This is a genomic window from Rhodoferax sp. GW821-FHT07F03 (genome assembly GCF_059418745.1).
This window is the reverse complement of the sequence record NZ_JBWKQM010000004.1, coordinates 16,361-39,303: the sequence shown is the minus strand read 5'-3', so window position 1 is coordinate 39,303 and position 22,943 is coordinate 16,361. Positions and strand designations below refer to the sequence as shown.

General features: G+C 60.1%; 20 protein-coding genes. 8 read left to right on the top strand and 12 right to left on the bottom strand.

The features are described 5' to 3' along the window. Positions 1–3 precede the first annotated feature (3 nt). The gene (locus AC07R0_RS06665; RefSeq protein WP_495104283.1) at positions 4–753 is read right to left on the bottom strand and encodes a substrate-binding periplasmic protein; all 750 of its coding nucleotides are present in this window, start codon (positions 751–753) and stop codon (positions 4–6) included. Further along, positions 750–7,016: an AAA family ATPase gene (locus AC07R0_RS06660; RefSeq protein WP_495104282.1), complete on the bottom strand. Its 6,267-nt coding sequence runs from the start codon at positions 7,014–7,016 to the stop codon at positions 750–752. The genes AC07R0_RS06665 and AC07R0_RS06660 overlap by 4 nt, the downstream gene beginning before the upstream one ends. A 208-nt stretch (positions 7,017–7,224) precedes the next feature. On the opposite strand from AC07R0_RS06660, the gene AC07R0_RS06655 reads away from it, so the two are divergent. Genes AC07R0_RS06655 through AC07R0_RS06640 form a run of 4 tightly spaced genes read left to right on the top strand, consistent with a single transcriptional unit; the run spans position 7,225 to position 11,748 of the window. Continuing rightward, on the top strand, positions 7,225–8,301 hold the full coding sequence (locus AC07R0_RS06655) for a sugar ABC transporter substrate-binding protein (protein ID WP_495104281.1): 1,077 nt from the start codon (positions 7,225–7,227) through the stop codon (positions 8,299–8,301). After that, positions 8,271–9,254, top strand: coding sequence for an ABC transporter permease (locus AC07R0_RS06650; protein WP_495104280.1), 984 nt, complete (start codon positions 8,271–8,273; stop codon positions 9,252–9,254). The genes AC07R0_RS06655 and AC07R0_RS06650 overlap by 31 nt, the downstream gene beginning before the upstream one ends. Positions 9,255–9,262: 8 nt before the next feature. Next, a complete protein-coding gene (locus tag AC07R0_RS06645) occupies positions 9,263–10,762 on the top strand; it encodes a sugar ABC transporter ATP-binding protein (protein WP_495104279.1) in 1,500 nt (499 codons plus the stop codon). Positions 10,763–10,818: 56 nt separating this feature from the next. Next, positions 10,819–11,748, top strand: coding sequence for an ABC transporter permease (locus tag AC07R0_RS06640; protein ID WP_495098724.1), 930 nt, complete (start codon positions 10,819–10,821; stop codon positions 11,746–11,748). Between the two features lie 135 nt (positions 11,749–11,883). Here AC07R0_RS06640 and AC07R0_RS06635 read toward each other — a convergent pair whose 3' ends face one another. The 10 genes from AC07R0_RS06635 to AC07R0_RS06590 form a co-directional block, all read right to left on the bottom strand. Then, on the bottom strand, positions 11,884–13,041 hold the full coding sequence (locus tag AC07R0_RS06635) for an ABC transporter permease (protein WP_495104278.1): 1,158 nt from the start codon (positions 13,039–13,041) through the stop codon (positions 11,884–11,886). 86 nt (positions 13,042–13,127) lie between these two features. Then, positions 13,128–14,048 carry an ABC transporter ATP-binding protein gene (locus AC07R0_RS06630; RefSeq protein WP_495104277.1) on the bottom strand — a complete coding sequence of 307 codons (921 nt, stop codon included), beginning with the start codon at positions 14,046–14,048 and terminating at the stop codon, positions 13,128–13,130. Continuing rightward, positions 14,048–15,049, bottom strand: a complete 1,002-nt coding sequence (gene darH, locus AC07R0_RS06625) for a BtrH-related acyltransferase DarH (RefSeq protein WP_495104276.1) — start codon at positions 15,047–15,049, stop codon at positions 14,048–14,050. The genes AC07R0_RS06630 and darH overlap by 1 nt, the downstream gene beginning before the upstream one ends. Then, complete coding sequence (locus AC07R0_RS06620; RefSeq protein WP_495104275.1) at positions 15,046–15,441, bottom strand: DarG family dialkylresorcinol biosynthesis protein; 396 nt, start codon at positions 15,439–15,441, stop codon at positions 15,046–15,048. The genes darH and AC07R0_RS06620 overlap by 4 nt, the downstream gene beginning before the upstream one ends. Continuing rightward, on the bottom strand, positions 15,441–16,574 hold the full coding sequence (locus AC07R0_RS06615; RefSeq protein WP_495104274.1) for a beta-ketoacyl-ACP synthase III: 1,134 nt from the start codon (positions 16,572–16,574) through the stop codon (positions 15,441–15,443). Before AC07R0_RS06615 ends, AC07R0_RS06620 begins: the two co-directional genes overlap by 1 nt. Next, positions 16,564–17,553, bottom strand: coding sequence for a dialkylresorcinol condensing enzyme (locus AC07R0_RS06610; protein WP_495104273.1), 990 nt, complete (start codon positions 17,551–17,553; stop codon positions 16,564–16,566). The genes AC07R0_RS06615 and AC07R0_RS06610 overlap by 11 nt, the downstream gene beginning before the upstream one ends. Before the next feature lie 94 nt (positions 17,554–17,647). Then, complete coding sequence (locus AC07R0_RS06605; protein WP_495104272.1) at positions 17,648–18,217, bottom strand: hypothetical protein; 570 nt, start codon at positions 18,215–18,217, stop codon at positions 17,648–17,650. Beyond that, entirely contained in the window at positions 18,214–19,281 is a 1,068-nt protein-coding gene (locus AC07R0_RS06600; protein ID WP_495104271.1) for a beta-ketoacyl synthase N-terminal-like domain-containing protein, read from the bottom strand. Before AC07R0_RS06600 ends, AC07R0_RS06605 begins: the two co-directional genes overlap by 4 nt. Beyond that, complete coding sequence (locus AC07R0_RS06595; RefSeq protein ID WP_495098715.1) at positions 19,278–19,550, bottom strand: acyl carrier protein; 273 nt, start codon at positions 19,548–19,550, stop codon at positions 19,278–19,280. The genes AC07R0_RS06600 and AC07R0_RS06595 overlap by 4 nt, the downstream gene beginning before the upstream one ends. Positions 19,551–19,654: 104 nt before the next feature. Next, entirely contained in the window at positions 19,655–20,350 is a 696-nt protein-coding gene (locus AC07R0_RS06590) for a phosphatase PAP2 family protein (RefSeq protein ID WP_495104270.1), read from the bottom strand. 162 nt (positions 20,351–20,512) lie between these two features. Here AC07R0_RS06590 and AC07R0_RS06585 point away from each other — a divergent pair, with 162 nt between their 5' ends. The 4 genes from AC07R0_RS06585 (at position 20,513) to AC07R0_RS06570 (ending at position 22,880) form a co-directional block, all read left to right on the top strand. Beyond that, positions 20,513–20,800 carry a phosphopantetheine-binding protein gene (locus AC07R0_RS06585; protein ID WP_495098713.1) on the top strand — a complete coding sequence of 96 codons (288 nt, stop codon included), beginning with the start codon at positions 20,513–20,515 and terminating at the stop codon, positions 20,798–20,800. Further along, positions 20,797–21,441: a COG4648 family protein gene (locus tag AC07R0_RS06580; protein WP_495098712.1), complete on the top strand. Its 645-nt coding sequence runs from the start codon at positions 20,797–20,799 to the stop codon at positions 21,439–21,441. Before AC07R0_RS06585 ends, AC07R0_RS06580 begins: the two co-directional genes overlap by 4 nt. A 1-nt stretch (position 21,442) precedes the next feature. Continuing rightward, the gene (locus AC07R0_RS06575) at positions 21,443–22,030 is read left to right on the top strand and encodes a LolA-related protein (RefSeq protein WP_495104269.1); all 588 of its coding nucleotides are present in this window, start codon (positions 21,443–21,445) and stop codon (positions 22,028–22,030) included. Between the two features lie 175 nt (positions 22,031–22,205). Beyond that, the gene (locus AC07R0_RS06570) at positions 22,206–22,880 is read left to right on the top strand and encodes a polysaccharide deacetylase family protein (RefSeq protein WP_495104268.1); all 675 of its coding nucleotides are present in this window, start codon (positions 22,206–22,208) and stop codon (positions 22,878–22,880) included. Positions 22,881–22,943: the final 63 nt, after the last annotated feature.

The window sequence follows — 22,943 nt, the reverse complement described above, 5'->3', positions numbered from 1 at the left end:
TGATCACTTTCCCGGGATGGAACCATCCAGTTTCGCAAGATAGCTTTCGACAATTTGCTTGCGCAGCCGCTCCAGCTCGCCGCTGGACTGCATCTCGCTGAGAACCTGTTCGACTCTGGGAATCAGGTCGCGATGCTTTTCGTGCAAAAAATGATAGATCTCGTTCTTCTGCAAGGGCGGTGTCAGTAGCCTGATCCGATCCTTTAGCCCCAACCTTTTCACGGCCGCCAGCCCGCTGAATGAATCGGAAACCGCAACGTCCACCCTATCCTGTGCCAGCATCAACATCAGTTGATCAAGGGTGTTGACAGCTTGCACGGACTTCATCCCTTGGGTGCCGTCTTCAGAGGTGCCGACGCCACGCACGATTCCGATATTGAAGGGTTTTATAGAGTCCCATCCTTTCACCTCAAACCGCTCATTCTTAGAGAATACGGATGGCTCAATATAGTTGAGTGCCGGCCGTACCATTACCAGGGTCGGGTATTGCGTTTGAACCATGATGTTTCTTTGAACTTCACCATCCAGTCGCCCTGCGCTGGACTCCATCAACGCTCTTTTCGCCGGCAGGTCAACCAGCTCGATTGGCATATTCAGGCGGCTGTACACGACTTTTAGTATTTCTCCGCCCACGAATTGATCCGGGATGTTTTCAATCCGGGCAATTCGAAGAGGCAACTGCGCGAATGCAGTCGAACATATTCCAAATAGGAAAAAAATGATCCCTGCCACGGGTACGGCCTTCAGGTTCATATGCCCACCATGCCTTTCCGATGTTTCTTTACAAAACTCAGGATCGCCTTGGACTGGTATCCATTGGCCAATATCCGCAATTGATTGGCGAACGGCCTATACCGCTCGTCAAGAGCATCCAAACGGTTTGCCCATTGCAGAATATGTTGCATGTTTCCCTGCCGAGCCAGGCGATACAGGTCTTCGATCTTGTCCGCTGGCGGTGCGATCAGCAGATCGAGGTTTGTATTGTTCAATGCCGGAGCAGGCTGTTTCACCTCGTAGACCAGGCTCAGGTCCAACAGAGCGGCGATTTCCGCCAGCAGGCGTCGATAGTCAATCGGCTTCGATAAAAATGCGTTCGCACCAGCCGCCAAACTGTCCTGCTGATCACTGGGGGAAGCGCTGGCTGAAAGCGCGATGATCGGCACATCCTTGAATTCTGGTTGTTCACGCAGCCGGCGCATTGCCTCCAGTCCGCCCATGCCAGGCATGACGAGGTCCATCAGGATCAGGTCGGGCTTTAGCGCATGCGCTTTTTCCAGTCCGTCCGCACCGTTCGCGGCCTCTGCGGTCTCGAAGTCAAACTGGCCCAGCATGTCGACCACCAAAGTCCGATTCTCAACAATATCATCCACCACCAGTATTTTTTTGCGCTGCCCCAGGTAGCCGGCGATCTCCGGCTGATCGGCGACTTCTGCTTTTGACTCGACCGCCGGCAAGTCCAGTTCGAACCAAAATACACTGCCTGCGCCGACCCGGCTCTCGACCTGGATCTCGCCCCCCATCAAGCGCACCAATTGACGACTGATGGCCAGACCGAGGCCGGTGCCGCTGGTCCGGCGCCCCATGTCGCCGGTTTGCTCGAACGGCACGAAGATCGTGTCCAGTTGCGCGCTATCGATCCCGATACCGCTGTCGCGTGTCTCGAAACGGATCTGGCCCGCTGTCGTCAGGCTTACGTACAAGCTGACTACCCCGCTATCGGTGAACTTGACCGCATTCGATAGAAGATTGAGCAGGATCTGGCGCAGCCGCTTTTCGTCGGCCCTGACCCACGCAGGCAAGCCAGGGGCCAGATCGCAACGGAAGTTCAGGTTCTTCTGCGCCGCCCTTACCGAGATCATCTCCGCGATCACGCGCAAAAACCGGATGAGAGACATCTCGGTCAGATTGAGGTCCAGCTTGCCGGCTTCGACTTTGGAGAAATCCAGGATGTCGTTAATGAGGGTCAACAGGTGGTCGCCGCTTTGCTGAATCACGTTCAGTGCCGAGATATGTGATGCGTCCAGCGTCTTGTCCCGCTGCAGTATCTGTGCATAGCCCAGAATGCCATTGAGCGGTGTGCGCAGTTCATGGCTCATGTTGGCCAGGAAAATGCCCTTGGCGGCGTTGGCGGCCTCGGCGTTCTTGCGGGCGGTGCGTTCCACCTCGGCTTGCTTGCGCTCGGTCAGGTTGAGCACGAAGGCGACACCGTGTTCTTGTGAGTCTTCGAAGAGAGTGGCGCCGATCAGCACCGGAATGAGGCGCCCGTCCTTATGCAGATATTCCTTTTCATACGGTGAGCAAGCGCCGGTTCTGCGCAGCTCCGCCGCCTTCTGCGCATCGAGTGCGCGGTATGCCGGTGGCGTGAGGGTAGTCCACTGCATTGACCCGGACAGCAGCTCGTCGCGGTCGTATCCCACGATATGCAGGAAAGCGTCGTTCGCCTCGGCGATACCGCCCTGCATATCAAAAAAGAAGACACCAATGATGTTGGATTCGACCAGGCGCCGGATGCGCGAATTTCTCTCGCGCAGCGCTGCCTCCGCTCGCTTGCGCTCGCTGTTCTCCTTTTGCAAGGCGGTGAAGAGAAGGGCGTTTTCGAGTGAAATGGCGGCCTGGCTCGCCAACAGTTCCAGTACCTTGACCCTGCCAGGGGGGAAGGCGTGGGTGGCAAGGTTGTTCTCCAGGTACAGCAGGCCGACCAGCGCGAACTGGCGCAGGATGGGCAGGCACAGCACGGACTTGTGGCACCCCTGCAAAAAATAGGGGTCCGTCGCATAAGGATGCGGTTCAGCCGCATCCATGAGAAGCACCTGTTCCCGACTGCGGCGGACGTAGTTCAGGACGCTCGAGGGCAGAGGGGGATGCACTTGCCCCCCCGCGTCATGCAGATGCACCACCACCGTCTGCCGGTCGACGCTGGCATTGGCGGCAAGGGTCAGCTCGTCATCGCGCAAGAGCAGCAGGCAACCAGTCTGGGCACCGGCATTTTCGAGCAGGATGCGCATGAGGGTCTCGACCAATTCGTCGAGCACGATCTGGCCGGAGATGGCTTGCGATGCCTTGGTGACCGACAGCAGATCCAGTTGGGTAAGGCCATCGAGCGGCATGCCGGACACGCTCTCCGCCTGGGCGCGCAGTTGCGGATAGCGTTCGTCGAGCTGCCGCACCTTGCCATCGGCACCCCAGCGGCTATAGCAGTCACGTGCCTGCCGTAGATAGGTCGTGGCAAAGGGCGCAAACCCGTGCGCTCGGTAAAACTCGGACGCGAGCTCGAAAGCCAGCCCTTCATTGTGTGTGAAGCCGTTCTCGCGGGCCGATTGGATGGCCTTCTCGTACAGGCGCATCGCATCGAGTTCGCGGCCTTCGATACGGGCGATCTCGGCAGCGACCAGTGCCGCACGGTTGCTGAAATTCTCCGGGCAGTTTTGCGCCCATTCCTCCAGCTGCCGGAGATGACTGGCCAATGCCGAGCGGTGCTGGATGCGCTGCTCGGCGCTTGCCTGGTCGTACTGCACCGCATGCGCGAGTGCGCAGTAAAAATGGTATTCGGCCATCTCGATATGCGAGGGCGAGGTCCATAGCAGGCGCTGCGCCTTCGCTGCCGCGGTCATGGCACTGGCATGGTCGCCGGCAAAAAACCGCGCCTGCAATTTGCGGATCCAATACCAGCATGCGGCGATAGCCAGGTGCGGGTCCTGCTCCAGACGTCGTTCAAATGCTTGCTCGTCGAGTCCAGCATCCTCCCAGGAGGTGAAGCCGGGCGTCACGCCGCGCAAAGTTCGAATCAACTGCAGCTGCCCGGTCAGGATATCGGCCACCAGTCCGAAGCGCGCCTTGCGTGCAAAATCCAGCCCATTCTCGGCCTCGCGCTGTATGTTGTCCAAGGGCTCACCAGTGGCAAGCAAGTTGGTCACCAAGTGGTTGCAGCTATACAACGCAAAGGTCAGGTCACCATTTTCGTTGGCGACATCGAAGGCGCGCCGTACCCACGCGCCGCCGGTCTGGAACGGTCGTGTCCACGGATTGACGATATTTCCGAAATGCACATACACGCGAGCCTTGAAACGGTCCAGCCCGCCCTTGTCCACCAGATCCAGCCCCAATTTTCCAAAGCGGAATCCACCTTCGTAATCGCCGAAGCGTGGTCCAAGGAACATGCCAAGCCAGGCATAACCCAGGCACGAACCATCGCTATGACCATGCTCCAGGCTGAGGTTAGCCATACGACCCACGACCATGCCAGGCAGGTTCTCGTCAGTGAACAAGGCAGGCGGCAACAGAGTCGTAAGCACGTCCATGGTTGCTCGCGAATCGGGGTCGCCCATCAGGGGCAAGTCGATCAAGTCCTCGATCTCGCGCTGACCAAGCCGCTGCTGGATGCGCTCGAACTCCCGTTGCACTTCGTCGCGTGTGGGGTGGGGCGGCCATTGCACGCCGACGCGCTGCAGGTAGTCGAGACCAGCCTCGACGGCGCGGTCGCTGCGATCGACGGTGGTGAAGAGGTTCACGAGGGCGCAGGTGACTGCAGCCAGGTCGGCATGGTTTGCGGCATACCCTATCAGCATCGACAGGCGTACTTCCGCAGCGGCCAGATCGCCGGTCAGGTATTCGCATTCGGCCCGATGGAATTCGAGCCCGAAGCTCAGTACGTAGCGCTGCTCCCAGCTATCCGATGCTAATAGCGCGCGGCCCATCGCAAAGTATTTCAGCGCGGCGGCATACGCGGTGGCTTCCTGGGCGCGTTGGCCGGCGACGAGGTTGAGTTCGGCGAGCTGCTCGCGCTCACCTGGCAATGTCATCAGCTCGCTGCCACGGTTGAACTGGTTCACGATCTCGAAGATTTTCTCTTCAATATCCCTCGGCGCCATGTGTGACACGAGCAGCCTGCCGATCCGCAGGTGTTGCGCCGCGCGCTCACCCGCTGGAATTAGTGAATAAGCAGCCTCCTGGATACGGTCATGGAGGAAGGTATAGCCGCCTTCCGAGCGGAACACGAGTCCGACGCAAACCGCTTCCCACAGCGCGGCATTGAGTTCCGCCTCCGACATCCCGCTAATCAGGCTCAGGTGGGTGGTCGTGGCGCTGCTGCCTAGGCAGCCGAAGGGTTTCAGTGCTTCCTGGGCAACGGCGGGCAGGCGGCACAGCTTGCCGACCATCAGCTCAACGACGTTGTCGGTGAAGTCCTTGGCTCGAATGCTCGCCACGTTCCAGGTCCAGGCGGCCGCGTCCGGCTCAAATGCGAGCAAACCCTCTTCGGCCAGCGCGGAAATGAACTGGATCGTGAAGAATGGATTGCCGCCGGTCTTCTCTTGCAACAGTTCCGCAAGGCCCAGAACATGCTCCGACGCGCAGCGCAGGGTGTCGGCCAGCAGCTGCGCCACGTCGCCCAAGGTAAGCGGCTCGAGCACGATCTCCTGCAAGACCACCGCTCTGGAGCGGCGCATCGCATCCCGCATGCGCATCAGCGGATGCAGGGCGTCGACTTCGCTGTCCCGATAGGCGCCGATCAGCAGCAGGTGGCGCACTTCGGGCTCGGCGAGCAGGTGTTCCAGTAACTCCAGCGTCGACGCATCTATCCACTGCAAATCGTCCAGGAACAACACCAGCGGATGTTCGGCTTGCGCGAACACGCCGAGGAAGCGCCGCAGCAGAGTTTGAAAACGATTGAGTGCCTCCTGCGGAGGAAGCTCTTTCGCTACGGGCTGCTTTCCGACCAGAAATTCAAGTTCGGGAATCAGCATCGTGAGCAATTGCCCATTCGCGCCGAGTGCGCTTTGCAGCGCGTCACGCCACCGGCTCACCTGCGCTTCGTTCTGGCCGAGAATCTGCCGCACCAGCACGCTGCAAGCCTGGCCCAGCGTCGCATAGGGGACGTCACGCTGGTATTGCTCAAACTTGCCCGTGGCGAACAGGACGTGCCGTGGCACCAGCACCTGATGCAACTCGCCAACTAGTGCGGACTTGCCGCTGCCGGCATAGCCGGACACCAGCACCAATTCAGGTACGCCTTTAGCGGCGACCCGCTCGAAGCTTGCCGCCAGGAGCGCGATCTCGGTCTCTCGTCCGTACAACTGCTCGGGGATCAGCAATGGGGCTGAGGCGTCATGCGCGCCGAGCGGGAAGATGGCCAGCCCTGGCGAGGACTCCCATTGCGCCAGACAGCGACGCAAATCGGCCTCCAGGCCGGCGGCGGTCTGGTAACGCTCCTCGGCCGTTTTGGCCAGCAGTTTCATGACTATGGCCGACAACAATTCGGGAATGCCGTGCACACGTTCGGCGGGTGGCGTTGCCTGCTGAGCGAGATGGCAATGAAACCATGCCATCGGGTCGGAAGCGTTAAACGGCAGCACCCCGGTCAGCATTTGATAGAACGAGACCCCCAGCGCATAAAGGTCGCTACGAGAATCGATAGAGCGGTTCATACGACCAGTCTGTTCGGGCGCCATATAGGCCAGCGTACCGGCAAAATCCTCGGGGGACGCCAACACCTGGCGCTCACGAGGCAAACGGCTAGCAATGCCAAACCCCATCAGATGGACCGCGCCACCGCGCACATCGACTAGAACATTGGCCGGCTTAATGTCCTTATGAATAATTCCCCGTGCATGCAAGCGCGCCAACGCCGTTGCCAGCCCGCTCGCAACCCGCAGGAACAGGCCCGGCTGCATCGCTTGCCCAAGCAGGCCGTCAAGCGGCTCCCCGCCAGGGTCCTCCAACATGAGAAAGGAATGCCCATCTCGGCGAATCAACTCCAGAGGACAAACCGCCCACTGCGGATCAAGCGCTTCTCTCAACGCATACTCATTGGCAAGACGGCCAATGCTCACCAATGCCGGAGAATCACTGGCCGGCGTCAACGCTAGCCTAGCTACGTCGATATCCGGCTGTTGCACTCTATAAAGCACGAACTCTGCATCGCATCGTACGATCTCGGTTTTCCAGTCTGACGGTGTGCTAGGGAGAGCCATTGCCATATTGGTCCGAAATACAAAAGCGTCATCCCAATCAACCGGCATCTTGTCCGGAATGACGGGCGCAGCGAAAATGCGCCTTCAAGAGCGTATTTGACGAAGCTAGTATGTCAGTTTCAGCTCGGTGTCGCAATCATGGATGTCTCCCAAGAATTGGACGTCTGGATTAACGCATCGGCGGGCAATCCGCACCATCGAACGTAAGCAACGACGATCTTTCCTTCGAATCGACACATAGATGAGAACAAGCAATATGAAGCACGGCATAAGGATAATTTCAACGTTGGCGATATGCGTGCTGCCTGCGCTTGACGCACAAATTGCCGTGGCGGCGCCACTTTGCGAAAAATCGCAGATCCGGCTGGTCAATTCGATGCGAGAGATCGCTCAACCCTATCATGCCAACCTGGACAAAGGCGGCCGCCTGTTTGCCCGCTGGGCGGGGCTCGAACAGCGCTACGTGCTGCAACTCAACCAGGGTGATTCCGACAAACAGGTATCGTTGATGCGGGGCTTACTGAGCACCAATCCCAAATGCACGATCTTCAATGTCGAGCCGAATTCCGACCCGGTCATCAAGCCGATGGTCGACACAGCCAATCGGTCCGGCGCCTGGGTCGTCACCCACTGGGCACATGGCGAGGGCCTACATCCGTTTGATGGCAACCCGCAATGGGTAGCGCATGTGGCGGTCAACAGTCTCGATGCCGGTGTGGCGATTTCGAAAATCCTGGTCGATGCAATTGGAGGCAAGGGCGGCATCGTGGCCCTGCAAGGGCGGCTTGATACCGATCCCGCGCGCAAGCGCTTTGCCGGCTTACAGCAGGTGCTGAAAGACCAACCGGGTATCCAGCTTCTGGACCAGCAGACCGCCAATTGGGACCGTACCGCTGCCTTTCCGGTCATGCAGACCTGGCTGGCGAAATACGGCTCCCAGATCAAGGCTGTGTGGGCGGCCAATGACGACATGGCCTTGGGCGCACTGGAAGCCTTGCGCGCAGCAGGCCTGGCCGGCAAGATTCCGGTGGTCGGTGTCGATGGCATTCCGGAGGCAATCGACGCCATCGTCAAAGGCGAGATGAACGCCACGGTATCGAGCGACGCCTACTACCAAGGCAGCATCGGCTTGGCGATGGGGGTGTGCGTGCTCACCGGACAAGTGCCGCTGCCGAACGCCTGGCCGAATGAGCGGCGTGAGTTCTATCTGAAGCTGCAGGTCATCACCAAGGACAATGCAGGGCAGTTTCGTGGCGACCCGCAAGCGTCGGCCTATGTACCGGAATGGGACTGCGCCAATCTATGGAGCCGCAATACCGGCAAGGCATTTTGAGGTTCGCCAATTGGCAGCTCTGGGGCCCCGGCCTTGCGCTGATCGTCCTGTGCCTCGGCTTTGGCTTGGTCGAACCGCGCTTCGCCTCGGTGGAAAACCTCCAGGTGATTGCAGACCGCTCGGCCATTCCATTGATCCTGGCCGTCGGAATGACATTCGTGGTGTTGCAGGGATCCATCGACTTGTCGATCGAAGGTGTCATGGCGGCTTGCTCATTGACGGTCGCAATGCTGATCCTCAACAGCCGCAGCGGTCTCGATCTTGGCTGGCTTGGCGTCGTGCTGGCGTTGCTGCCCGGCCTGGCGATCGGCTTTTTGAATGGACTGCTGGTCACGCGACTGCGCGTGCCTTCCTTCATTGCCACGCTGGGTGCCTCGTCGGTCGCCATGGGCCTGGCGATGCTGGTGTCGGGCGGCCAGCCGCCGCTGATCCAGGACCAGTCGCTGCGCGCATTCGGCCTCGGCAGGACTTGGGCGGTATCGAACCTGGCGCTGGTCGCCTGCCTAGTGCTTGCATTGGGTTATGTGCTGCAAAATTACACGCGCTTTGGCCGCTATAGCCTGGCGATCGGCGATGGTGAAGATCAGGCCCGCCTTTCTGGTCTCCCGGTCGATCGCTACAAGGTGGCGGCATTTGCCGTTTCCGGGCTGCTGGCTGGGCTGGCAGGCGTGCTGGGGTCGACACGGATCGGCCTCGGGCATGTCGATATCGGCCTCGGGCAGATGTTGGCTACGATCACCGCCGTGGTGATCGGCGGAACTTCGCTGAGCGGCGGTCGCGGCGGCGTGGTGCAGTCGGCGTTAGGCACACTGATACTGGCCGTACTTGCGAACGGAATGATCTTCATCGGCGTCACCCCCGACCTTCAAAAGGCGGTCGAAGGAGCGATTATTCTGTCAGCGTCCCTGACCGCGACATGGCGCCTGCGTAGCCGGCTGCGGATCGTCCGATGAGGCAAACGGTGCTGCGCGTCGAGCGGATGAGCAAGAGCTTCGGTGGCACCCGCGCGCTTGATGACGTCTCCATCGAAATCCGCGCACGCGAAGTGGTTGGCCTTGTCGGCGCCAACGGAGCCGGCAAGTCAACGCTGCTCAAAACACTGTGCGGCCTATGCCAACCCGACTCCGGGCGCATCGTATTACGCGACAAGGTGCTTGGGCTGAAAGGGATTGCCGACGCAGCCAATGTGGGCATCGGCATGGTATTCCAGGAACTGTCTCTGTTGCCCAACCTGAGCGTCGCGGAAAACATCCTGCTGGGCCATGAAGGCGCTGCGCTACGCTGCGGCTTCTATGATTGGAAGGCGCTGCGCGCGCTGGCTGCCATGCAACTCCGCAAACTCGGCTCCAACATATCGCCGTCGGCACGAACCGGCAGCTTGTCTTTCGCCGAACGGCAAATAGTCGAGTTGGCGAAAGTTCTGGCGATCGAGGAACGCGTGCAGAACGAGCCGGTTATCTTGCTCGATGAACCGACGTCGATGCTGGACGCCTCGCACATCGGGGCCGTCCTGGCGCAGATCGAAAACCTGCGTGAACGTTCCTCAGTGTTGTTTGTCACCCACCGGCTCGATGAAGCCTTGCGCGTCTGTGACCGCATCTACGTACTGAATGATGGTCGCTGCGTGGCGCAACGAGATCGAAAGGACTTCAGCATCGCCGACCTGCAGCAGCAGATGCTTGGCCGCGAGCTCGGTGTATCCTGCCCCGCGCAGGCCCGGCCCGCACGTCAAACGGAGTCCCGCCTGAGCGTACGTGCGCTCTGCTGCGGCAACAGTTACCGCGGCATCAGTTTCGATCTTTCGGGCGGAGAAATACTCGGCATTGCCGGCGTGGCGGGATCCGGGCGCGAGAGCCTATGCCGTGCACTATTCGGCATCGAACAACCCGATAGCGGCGAGATCTTGCTCGACGGACAGCCGGTTCAACTTGGCGAGCCTGCCGATGCGGTACGGCTCGGCATCGGCTATGTACCGGCCGACCGCGACGCCGAGGGCATCGTCGCCGGTCTGAGCATCCAGGAGAACATGACGCTGGCCCATCTCGACGGGCTGTGCCGTGGTCTGTTCCTCGACCGTGCCCGCGAAAAGGCCCTGGTGGAGGGCTGGATCGCGCAACTGCGCATCGTCCCCGGTGCGGCTCAGACCCAGGCACAGCATATCAGTGGCGGCAACCAGCAAAAAATCGTGCTCGCCAAATGGCTGGTTGCAGGCAGCCCCAAAATTCTGATCCTTGACCATCCATTGCGCGGTCTTGATGTGGGCGCCAAGATGGACATCACGCGCCTGATCCGCGAACTGGCACAAAGCGGGATCGGCATCTTGCTGATTGCCGACACCTACGACGAGTTGACGGCGCTCAGCGACCGCATCATCGTGATGAAGGACGGTGTTGTTTCTGGTCATTTCCCGGAAGGCGAAACGAAGCCATCCGAACTTCAGATACTGGAGTGCATGGTCTAGGGCCTGTTCACACTATGGATGCAAGATGGATTGCTGTTCAACGAGCCAAAGGCGGTATGCGACGCGCCATCGGGCCGTTCCTGCCGCTGAGTGTTCTGCTCGCGCTTTTGGCCACCATGGGGGCTGTGGAGCCTTCTTTTCTCTCCCTTGACAACTTCAGCCTGCTGGCGGGTGAGTCCAGCGTGATCCTGCTGCTGGCCACTGGCCAGACCCTGGTGCTCCTGCTTGGCGGGATCGATCTGTCGATGGCCGCACTGGCTGCGTTAGTGTCGGTGTTGATCGCACTCGCGCTGCCGACAATGGGCGCCGGCGCGGTGGTAGGCGCACTGACCCTCAGTACCCTGGTCGGAGCCGTACAAGGCGTTCTCCACGCGCGCGCGCAACTGCCCTCGGTCATCGTTACGCTTGCCGGACTCGGCCTGTGGTCAGGTATTGCACTGGCGATCGCCCATAGCACCATTCCGATCAGCGCCGGTTACTTCGCCATCGGCTGGCTTGAAGGCAGCAGCTTTGGTGTCCCCCATGCATTCGCGTTCGCGGCAGCGGCGCTTGGCGTACTGGCCGCATTAATGCACTGGATGCCACTTGGGCGTATGGTCTATGCGATCGGCTTGAACCCGAAGGTCGCCGTACTCTCCGGCCTTCGTGTCGGACGGGTGAAGATCCTGGCCTTCGCGGTAAGTGGACTGTTTTCTGGGCTGGCGGGCATGGCGATGGCGGCACGCACCTATAGCGGCAACCCGTCGATCGTTGACAGCCTGCTGTTGCCCAGTATCACTGCGGTGCTGATCGGCGGTACGGCCATGACCGGCGGAGTGGGTGGCTTCGCTCGCACCTTGGTCGGCGTGCTGACGGTCACGGTTCTGCGGATCGGTATCGCTGCCATCGGCATCGATCCCGCATATGAGCCGATCGTCTACGGCGTGTTGGCCGTCGCGGCCGTGGCACTCAGCGCCGATCGCTCGACCATTTTTGTAGTGAAGTAGCGAGATCACAAGATGTGAAGCACGCTTCAAGGCTGGTTTCCCAAGAAATGAGGCACCTGTTGCGTGACACAAAAGGAAAAGGCCGTTAAAAATAAACGGGTTTATCCATTTTTTGGAGTGGACAGGATTTCTGCGTCAGACTCGACGTCTGAACAGGCCAAAGGCGATCATCAACATCAGCATGGCAAAACCAGCCAGCCGACCGACCTGAGGCAACACGCTGGCAACATCGCCACTGCGCAACAGCACATTGAGCAGGCCTTCCAGACCCCAGTTCATGGGGGAGTAGGCCGCAATTTTTTGCATGACAGGCGGCATGACAAACAGCGGCACCATCACGCCGCCCAAAGCCGCCATCAGCACATTGAGAATAGGGCCCAAGGTGGCCGCTTGCGCATGGGTACTGACCAGGCAGGCCACGGCCAGCGCTAGGCTGACAGCCGCCAGACTGATGGCCAGCAGCATCAGCAGCAACGCCCCCCAATGAACGCCCTGCAGCGACAGGCCTTCGCCGCCGATCCAGGGCATGAGCCAGACGCCGACCGCCAGCATCAGCGCCGCCTGCACACCGTTGACCGCCAAATAGGGGCAAATCTTGCTCACGATCAACTGCCACGGCCGGCCCCCCAGGCTGCGCAAGCGCGCCAGTGCGCCGCAGGCACGCTCTTCCACGAACAAGCCGGCGATGGAGGCGACCACAAAAAACATGCCGAACACCAGCCAGGCCGGCACGTTCTGCTGCACCGCGGTCGGGCGTGGCCCCTGCGCCATGCGCTCGGCCGCCACTGGTGCATCGCCGGTCAGAGCAGAGGCATTCACATTCAGTTTGCGGGGCAGCCTGGCTACCAGACCTTCCACTCGCAGTTGCGCGGCGATGGTGAGCAGGTTCATGCGCCTGGTTTCGAACACGCTGTTGTCCAGACCCGGCTCGGCAAGCAGGCGCACCTTGGCTTGACCTTGGCTACCGAGGTCGTCCATCACCTTGGAGAAACCTGCTTCAATCAGCAGCACATATTTCAGGCGGCCGGCGTGCACTTCGTCTTGCCATTTCTCGGGTAAAGGCTGCGCGGCACCGGCTTCCTTGGCCCAGCGCTCGACCAGTTGGGTGGCGGTTTTGCCCTGGTCCTGGTTCACGACGGCATAGGTCAGGCTCTTGGTGGACGGGGTGTAGACGTCCTTCAGCGCCATCGACATGACGATGATGAACACCATCGGCATGATGAACAGCGCACCCATACCATGGATGTCGCGCGATAGGGCCAGCAGCTCTTTCTTCATCAAGGCCAGCAGCATGTCAGTACCGCCCGGCCGCCCGTAGGCACTGACCCGCCCCCTTGGGGGGCGGCGATACGCGTAGCGATGAGCATGAGGGTTTCATCCTAGTCCCGCAAAGAATGGTGGGTCAGCGACATGAACAGTTGTTCCAGATCGGCATGCCCAAAACGTGCATGGCTCACCACCAGGCCCGCGGCATCCAGAGCCGCAATCACCGCGGCGAAATCGCGTCGCGAAGCCAGCGTGAGCTGCATGCCCGCACCCTGGGGGCTGACGTCACCAAATGCAGACAACAGGGTTTGCAAGCGTTCAAGTGCATCACCTTCCACCACCAGCTGCAATTGCGTAGCACCGGTGGCGAGCAGTTCGCTCAAGACACCTTGCCTCAGCACCCTCCCCTGGTCGAGGATGACGACGCGATCGGCAATGGCCTCCACCTCTTCCATGTAGTGCGAGGTATAAATCACCGCGCAGCCATCCTGCGCCAGCTGCTTGATCGCTTCGAGCAAAAAGGCCCGCGATTGCGGATCGACCCCGACGGTGGGCTCGTCGAACAGCAGCAATTCGGGACGGTGCAGCAAGGCAATGGCTAGATTGAGCCGCCGCTTGAGACCGCCTGATAATCGATCCGCGCGCACCGTGGCGTAGCGCTCCAACTGGGCGAACGCCAAGCACTCGGCGATGCGCAATTTTTTTGCGCGCCCCGACAAACTGCCGGCGCCGGCGAAACAAGCCAGATTCTCAGCCACGCTCAAGCTGGGATAAAAAGCGTATTCCTGCGGCGCCACGGCGATGCGTGTCGGCTGGCGGGCGCGCTCCGCGTCCAAGGGTTGTTGATCGAGGGTGATGTCGCCTTGCTGGATCGGTAGCAGCCCGGTGAGATGCGCAATCAGCGTGGTTTTGCCGGCGCCATTGGGGCCCAGCAAGCCCAGCACTTCACCGCGCCGGGCCTCGAACGACACGTCCTCCAGCGCAGCCACGTCCGCGGAGGGATAACGAAAGCTCAGCTTGCGGATAGCGAGCATCAGGCCACTGCGCGCTTCAAGGTTCGGAAAAATTCGGTCTCGTGCTCGGCCTGGGTACGCAGCATCTCGGCCAGCCGCTTCGGCTCGAAGATCTCGCGGCCCTTGATCATGCGCGCCGCCTTCAGGGCAAATTCACGCCAGCCATCGCCGATTTCGTTCAGGCGTTCCGACAAGCCTGCAAGCTCGGCAAGGCCGGTGATCTGGGCCGCTTCCTGCAAGAAGGCGGCATAGATAAAGCGGAAACCCGCACCGCCAGTGCCGATCTCTTCCTGCATGCGCACGATGTTGCCGACGTAGTTGAGGCTGTGCTCCGAAGTGTCAAGCCGGGCGACCTTGTTCGCCAGCATGCGCATGCCCCGCACGCCGATAATGGGAATGGGGCCCAACATGATGCGCACCGTTTTCTTAATCGCGCTCTTGACCGCTTCCTCGCTGACTTCGGTGCGGCCGATACGCTCCAGGCAATACAGCATGCCCTTGGGCGCAAGCGCACCTTTGGCAAAACGGGCGCGCTGCAGGTCAGCGCTGGCACAGCGTTGCGGCAGATCCGCTACCGGATCGCTGATCAGATAGTCGTCGCCCTCTTTGCCATACACCAGCAAGTTGTGCGCGTTGAAGTGAAAGCGCATGTCTTCAGGAAAATACGGCAGCCAGAACACCGAGGTTTGCAGGCCGACCACCTTGCCCTGCGCCAGCAAGGCATCGAGTCTGCGCATACCCGCGTCGGGGGTACTGAAGGTTTCGAAATTGAAATGCGCCTGAAACGGTTTGCGCATGCCCTTGAGGATGAACTTGGGCGGCATGCGGTACGCAATGAGCGGAAAACCGGTGAGCTTGACAAAGGGCAGATAGGCAAATGACAAGGCCGAAGACAAGCCGAAAGCCATGGCTTCAGAGAGCTTCACGCCGTGGTGCGTCATCAGGTTCGCGGCGGCGCCGCTCTCGCAATGCGCAGCATGCCGATGCTGGAAATTCTTGGCGACGGTACTGATGGTGCTCATGGCAATACCTGTAACTGTGCGACGCTCAGACCGAGCGCTTCGGCGTAACGGGCCAACACGCTGGGCGATAGCCGCTTGAAACGTTGTGGGTTGAAGTGTCGGCGAATACGCCATTGCCAGAGGCCGCTGATTTGCGACAGCAGCGGCACATCCATGCGCCGCGCGCACATCCAGTACTCCAGCGGTGAACTATGACCCGCAAGCACTCGCTGTTTGGCGTCGTCGGTCAACGCGGTCATTCTGTGGACGGCCTGCAGAGTCACGGTTTCATCCACCTCCGAGCCGCGCGAGGAAACAATCACCATTTTTCCAGAGGCATCCTTGGCATACAGCGCCTTGCGATGGCTGCCCAGCGTACGGTTGCCTTCTTGCGGCACGTCATTCACGTCCATCAAACAGCCTCCATAAAGATGAAGCCACTAGAGAATCGGCCGCTTTCCGGGATAAACATCAAGATGGTATGGCCCTTCTGGATACGTCCGGAACGGAACAGCTCATCGAGCATGATGAAGGCTGACGCAGAGCCGGTGTTGCCCTTTTCGGCCAGGTTGGTGAACCAATTCTCCGCGGGAATGTTCAAGCCGGCTTCGGCCACCCCCGCGGCCAGCGGCTCGGCGAAATATAGAGAAGAGTAGTGCGGCAGGAACCAGTCGATGGGCCGGTCGGCCAGCCCGTACTTCTTCACCAGCTCGCGCAGCGGCTCGGTGAGCGTGGCGCGCACCACATGTTCGTTGAGCAGCTTCACATCCTGCTTCACCGTGAACACAGAACGTGCCGCCAACTCCTGGTTCGAGAACAGCTGCCATCCGGTCAGGGAGTCATCGTCGTTCTTCTCTGCGCCGGAATACATGCAGGCGGGAAGTTCATGCGCGGCGGAGGACAACTCCACCCACAACACTTTCAAGCTGAGCGGCCCGCTTGGCTTGTTCTCCAGCAACACGGCGCCCGCGCCGTCGGACAACATCCAGCGCAAGAAGTCTTTCTCAAAGGCGATCTCGGGTCGCTCTTCCAACGCATGGACTTTGTGCTCAGCTTCGGCATCGAAGTTGCGAGCGCGCAAAGCAAGCGACGCCATCTCGGAGGCCACCGCCACGGCACGCTGCGCATCACCCGCACGCACCGCCAGCCAGGCGTACTTGAAGGCCGCCCCACCGGCCAGGCAGATACCTGCCAACGACACCACTTCCAGCCGTGGCCAGCCCAAGGCACCGTGCACCATCACACCATGCGCCGGCATCAATTGATCGGGACGCGAGGTGGAGGCCGCCAGGCAGTCTACGGCGCCCACATCGCCCAGGGCCCGCACCGCTCTGGCGGCTAACTCAGCGTTTGACATCACCGGCTCGCCCGTAACACGGTCAAGCGCATAGTGGCGACTCTGGATACCGTTGTTGCGCAACACGATACGCCGAGCCCGTGAGGCACGTCCACCGATCATGCCAAGCACCGCTTCCATGTCGTCGTTGGCCACGGGCTCCAGTGGCAGGTAAGCCGACGTGCGCGTCAAAAAAACCTCATTGCTCATACACAGACATCCTCTCATTACCGGAACCCGACGGCGCGTCAAACGTTTGCTTGAGCACGGCGAAGCGCCGTAGCAAGAAAGGCCGCAGGAGAGTCTGTATCAGCAAGCTCAGAGGCACAACGGTCAAAATCAAGGTGACCAAAAAAACGACATACAAAACAAGGAAGGGACGACGACGCAACTGCCCGGGTTCACCCACGGCGCGCAGCAACTTGCCCCATAGGTAGAAGCTACGCGTTCCGGCCTTCTCGCTGAACAGCAGATGCGGATCGGCATCCACCGCTTTCAAGCCGGTGAGAAGGGGCGCAGTGCCACACTCCTGATCGTTTTTCAAAGCGTCGCGCAGCGCAAAACCAAAGCGGCTTGTCGCCTTGATGCTGTCGGCATCCACACCTGCTGCCGGCAGCCCCGGCAGGAAGTCGCGCTTGCCACTGAAAAGCCACAATGGTGTGGTGAACAAGGTGGTCATGGTGGGGCTGGGATCGACTAGCGCGACGTTGTCAAGCAAACGCGCACCACAGGCTTCCAGCAGCCCCTTCATCTTGCTCTGCGCCAGCAGCCACATATTGCGGCAGGCAATGACGGTGACCACCGGCTTGCCTGCCAGCAGTTTCTTGGCCAGCGGGTGTTTAAGGAAAGCGGTGACCGGCAACGATGGCGCGAGAAACCAGACTTGGTACGGCAGAATCACCAGATCGAAATCCTCATCCCCACTCAGGGACAGAGGCAGCAAGGCTGGTGCAACCATGTGGGCAGTTTCGGGAAAGGCATCGAAGAAGCTGAAAAAACTCCACGGAAAAGGATAAGGCGCAACCGGATGCAGGATCTCGATATGGACGGCGATGCTGCTGTCCTGTTGCAATGGTTCGACGATACGCTGCGTAATCTCGGCGAGCTGCCCGGTCTGCGAGTAGGACAGCACCAGGATGCGCTTGACCGGGGCATGGAAGAGGGATTCGATTGTGTTCAATGGCGCCATGCAACGGTTATGTCATCTCTGGTTGATGGAGATTGAAAAATGGCACAAATTTTATCATTTGCCCCCTTGCTCCCTTGGGCATTCTTACCCCCCATCACGCCCCACCAGGCAAGAACATTGCATCTGAAAATGCAGGAACAAGACCCTGTGTTTGCGGCCCGCCACGGCGAAGACGCACCCAGTTCGTCGAGCCACGATTCGCATCGTCCCCATTACTTACGTCGCCCACATCATCCACCCAGCCGATCAGCGCGCCGCCATCACCGGCCTGGGCTTCCGCCAGGCGTAGCAAGGCCTGTGCCCGCGCTCCCGCGAAAAAGCAGGCATGGCCTTCCCAGTTCAACTGCGCCGACACCATGGCCAGCAACTGGCTCGGCTGTGTCTGCAAGAACGTCAGCGGCATCGGCAGACCTTCACGCATCTGCTCCAGGGCGATGCCGGTCGCGGCATGGGTGCCGCTCCGGCTGGTGAGCAGCAGAAGTGCATCCTGTGGCAGGGTCGTTTCACCCGCATCCGCCATGCAGCACAAGGCGCCATACAGCCCCAACTCCGCCCAAGTACCAATGCGACGGGGCTTCGCGCCCAGCTTTTGTGCCAGTTGTTCGCGCCAGTCTGCGGGGGGCGGCGCGGCGATGCAGCGGCCACTGATGAAGAGGCCTTTCATGCGCGCTCCAGCACGACTGCGGCATGGCTGCCACCGAATCCGAGTATGGTCGCCATAACACGGCGCACAGAATCCGGCTGATGCGCGACCAGATCGACGCCTAAGGTCGTATCCACCGTATCCAGATAGGTGGGCCATGCACCGTGACCGTGATCCAGGCAGGCGGTGAGCAGCGCGATCTCCGCCGCGCCGGACGCGCCCATGGTGTGTCCGATCGCAGCCTTGAGCGAGACCAAGGCGGGCATGACTTGAAACGCTTCATGCAGCCCTTGCGCCTCGGCCGCATCGTTGGCCGGGCTACCCGCGGCCTGTACCTTGATGAGGTCAATTGCGTCCGTGGTCAAGCCGCATTGCGCCAGTGCGCGTTGGGTCATGCTCGCCACGACCGCGGCCGAAGCCCCGGTCGGTTGCTTGCCATCCACCACATTCGCACCGCCCAACATTTGCCAGCGCGACGACTCGCGTGTAGAAAGCCTCAATGCTGCGACCGCCTCACCCAATACCAGGCCATCGCGATGCGCACCAAAGGGTTGACTGCGGCTGGAGGAAAGCAATTGCATGGCAGCAAAGCCGCCCAAGGTCAGCTGGTTGTCCAGCTCCAGGCCCAGAACCAGCGCCTCCTCTTCCTCACCTACGCTCAGCAGTGCATGGGCAGCGAGCAGGGCATTCAGGCTAGAGGTGCAGGCCGTGTTGACCAGGTACACCGGCCCCGTCCAGTCCAACCAGGCCGCGATCCTGTCGGAGAACGCGCTGTAGTCCAGTTGTGCGGCGCCATGTTCCACGGCCCCGATGTCGAACGAGGAAGTGGCGATGAACAAAGCACCACCGCGAGCCTGTTGCGCGCCCGCCTCGGCCCCCACGCGCTGCACGAGCGCGCGCGCTCGCTCGCTCCAATCATTGCCAACGCAAGAAATGGCGCAATAAGGATAGCTGGCAGCGCCCTCCCCGTTCAATGAATAGTTTGCCGTAGCGAAGCCGCCTTGGCGCAGCGCCACCAGCGCCTCCCCCAGCTCCAGTCCCAGCGCACAGGCCAGTCCGCGACCCGGGAGATACACCGGCTTCATGCAGGTTGGTGGCTACGTAGATATTCGGCCAACGTCTTCAGCGAGACCAAAGCGCGGCGCGTGTCTTTGCTGTCGGGCATGCGCACACGGTATTTTTTTTGAATCGCCATGGAGATTTGCAAGGCATCGAGCGAATCCAGATCCAGTCTTGACTCAGGGCCGAACCACGGCTCGTCGTCGTGCAATCCTCCGACAGGTTCCGCCTTGTCGACAGCGGCAAGAATGTGCGCTTTAAGTTCAGCGCGAAATGCGATGTCGTGATCATTCATGGTTTAAAGAAAGCCCGCCACTCATGTGCATGGGGTTCATCACCTTGCTAGGCCATATGGGATAAATATCAATCATCGCACGCCATGAACGCCACATTTCAATTTTAAACTTGGCCGCCCATGCCCCTAGTCTGCCGTACTGACTGCAGCTTGCGATCGAACCACCGCGAGCCCAAGGCAAACACCATACCCAGCACAGCACCGGCCAGCACATCCAGCGACACATGCTGCTTGGTGGCCATGGTGGAATACAAAATGGCGATGCCCCACAATATCTGAATCGACTGCGTACGCCACCCCAGGCGCGCCTCGCACGCCAACCAGTACAACCAGAAACTCGCATACACCGCCGCCGCCACATGCAGCGATGGACAGGCGTTACCGGCCGCATCCACCCCTTTGAGAAAAGCTACTTGGGGATACTGCGCCCAATCGATATCGGCCGGTGGCACTGCAGTCGGAAACCAATAAAAAAAAGACAAGGCGAGCAAGCACATGGCACCAATCCAGAACCCGAAGTTAAGCAGTCGGGTGCGCGTTGGCATCAAGGTCACCGGCAGCGAACAATAAATCCAAAGTGACAAATAAGGAATCAGGGCCAGTGGTGCAAAACCGATCCAGTGGTCCACCACCGTCAGCGGCATGATGGTTACCGGGAACGCCGGGTTCTTCAGCAAAAAGAAGTAAGCCCAAAAGAAAAGCGACATGAATGCACTGGTGCCAATGAATTTGAACCAGAAGTCATTCAAAAAATTTTTGCGCCAATCAACAGCAGGTTGGGCATGGGAATTGGTCGGCATGCTGGTGGGTTAGAATTAAAGCTATTTGTGATAGCGACCAAATCGCGCATTGCTACAAATTGCAACAAACTCGGCAGCAAGAATCTTTAACTAGAAGCGCTGCCACCGGTATCAGGCCATGTCGCGCCGCGAACCGATTATTCCACGAAACCTTTTTGCACAATGACTAACCCATCCAGTGCCGCCAAGACCATTGCAGAACTTGAGCACGAGGTTGCACAACTCATAGTCTCGGCGCTGAATCTTGAGGTCGCACCAGAGAGTATCGAAGCAGACTCCGATTTGTACGGCGATGGTTTAGGCCTGGACTCCATCGATATCCTGGAAATTGCGCTGGTGGTGTCCAAACAATATGGCATTCAGATGAAGACCGAAGGTGACGACAACTTCAAGATCTTCAAATCGCTGCGTAGCCTGAGTGCCTATATTGCGGACAAGCGCACCAAGTGAACCGGCTCACGCGGTTGTTGGTGATCGCGACGATCGCCATCGCAGGCGCTGCATATCTGGTTTTCAGCCACCTGCTGACCATCGACGAACGCCCCAGCTTGCTGATGCTTGCGCTGGGCGTCACACCGCTGACGGTCATGGCCTTGCTGGCCGCCTGGCATTCCCGCATTCGCTGGTTGGCACTGGCCCTGCTTGCCGCACTGGCGCTTACCGTGCTGCTGCATCTCGATGAGTTGCGCAACCACATCAACTGGCTGTATTTCGTGCAGCATGCCGGCACCATGGTTCTGCTGGCCACCACCTTTGGCAGCACCCTGGGAGGTGGCGACGCCGACGCACTGTGCTCACGCGTCACACGCCTGATGCTGCAGGGACCGGCCGATCCGGTCTACATGCGCTACACATGGAAAGTCACGCTGATCTGGACCGTGTACTTTGTTGCCAGCGGGGTGGTGTCGGTGGGCCTGTTCTTCTACGGGCCTATTACCGCCTGGTCCTACTTCGCCAACCTGCTCACCCCTGTGATCGTCGGGCTGATATTTGTCATCGAATACCTGGTTCGTGTGCGGGTGCTGCCTGACCGCCCCCACTTCAGCATCGCACAGACTATCAAAGCCTATCGATCCTATGAGCAGCGCTGACATGCCATTGCCGACATTCCTTCTCCGACTGCAACTGTTCGCCGCCTTCGCCGGCATGGCCTTGTGCGCCAGCAGCCATGCCGGAGACTGGGCACTATCCGATCTGATGCATTTGCTGGCCCAAAAGAATTCCAGCAAAGCCAGCTTCATCGAGAAAAAGTACATTGGCATTCTCGACAAACCACTGGAATCTTCCGGTGAACTGTCCTTCGATGCACCCGACCGCCTGGAAAAACGCACCCTCAAGCCACGCCCGGAAACCATGCTGCTGGACGGCGACAAGCTGACCGTCACCATGCATGAAAAGCGCCCCCTCAACCTGCGTCTGCAAGAGCACCCCGAAGTTGCCGCTTTGGTCGAGAGCATCCGGGGCACGCTCAGCGGCGACCAGACCGCCCTTGAAAAGAACTACACCGTCGACTTCACCGGCACGCAAGACAAATGGCAGCTGGCACTGACGCCGGCGCAAAAATCAGTAGGCAAGGTCGTGCGCCAAGTCCGTATTGGCGGTGCCGACGCGAACATCAAGACCATCGCCTTTGACCAGGTCGATGGTGACCGCCTCGAAATGACGATCTCCAATAAGTGATCGCACCTTGAACAGCACAAGGCCAGCGCAGACCGACCCCACGAGGCCACGCACCTGGCGCCCCGGGCCGTTTCTACTGATCCAGCTAGCGCTGCATGGCGCAGCACTGTTGCTACTGGTAATCCACCCACAGGAATGGCGTTGGGCTGCAGCCACCATCTTACTGAGTCAACTGATGTTGACCGCTGCCGGCCTGTGGCCACGCAGCACCTGCCTGGGTGCCAACCTGGTGCGTCTCCCCAACGCCGCGGTGCAGCTGGCCGAAGTGGCCATCACCATCGATGACGGCCCCGATCCCCAGGTGACCCCGCAGGTCCTATCCATCCTGGCGCGGCACGGCGTCCACGCCACGTTTTTCTGCATTGGCGAGCGCGCCGCTGCACATCCAGAACTGTGCCGAAGCATGCTGGCTGCCGGGCACCGCATTGAAAACCACGGGGCACGCCACCCGACACTCCTGTCGCTTTCAGGCCCCACAGGCTGGCGCCGCGAAATTCTGGACGGTCAACATATCCTGCAGAGCATCACCGGCCAAACGCCGCGCTTCTATCGCGCAGTTGCCGGCCTGCGCAACCCCTTTCTGGACCCGGTAATGCATGGCTTGGACCTGCAGCTGGCCAGTTGGACGCGCCGTGGTTTCGATACACGGGAGCGAGATCCTGACAAAGTATTGCAGCGACTGACCCACCAACTCGCCGCCGGCGATATCTTGCTGCTGCACGACGGCAATGCCGCACGCACGCCTGCGGGCGAGCCCCTGATCGTGAGCGTGCTCCCCAGGTTGCTGGACGCCATCCGGGCGCGCGGACTATCGCCTGTCACGCTAGCCCAAGCCTGTAAGCTGCCCTGAAACTGAAACTTCTGGATGTGGGCTGCCACTGAGCGCAGGCACCCCGCCTGACAACGCCTTGCG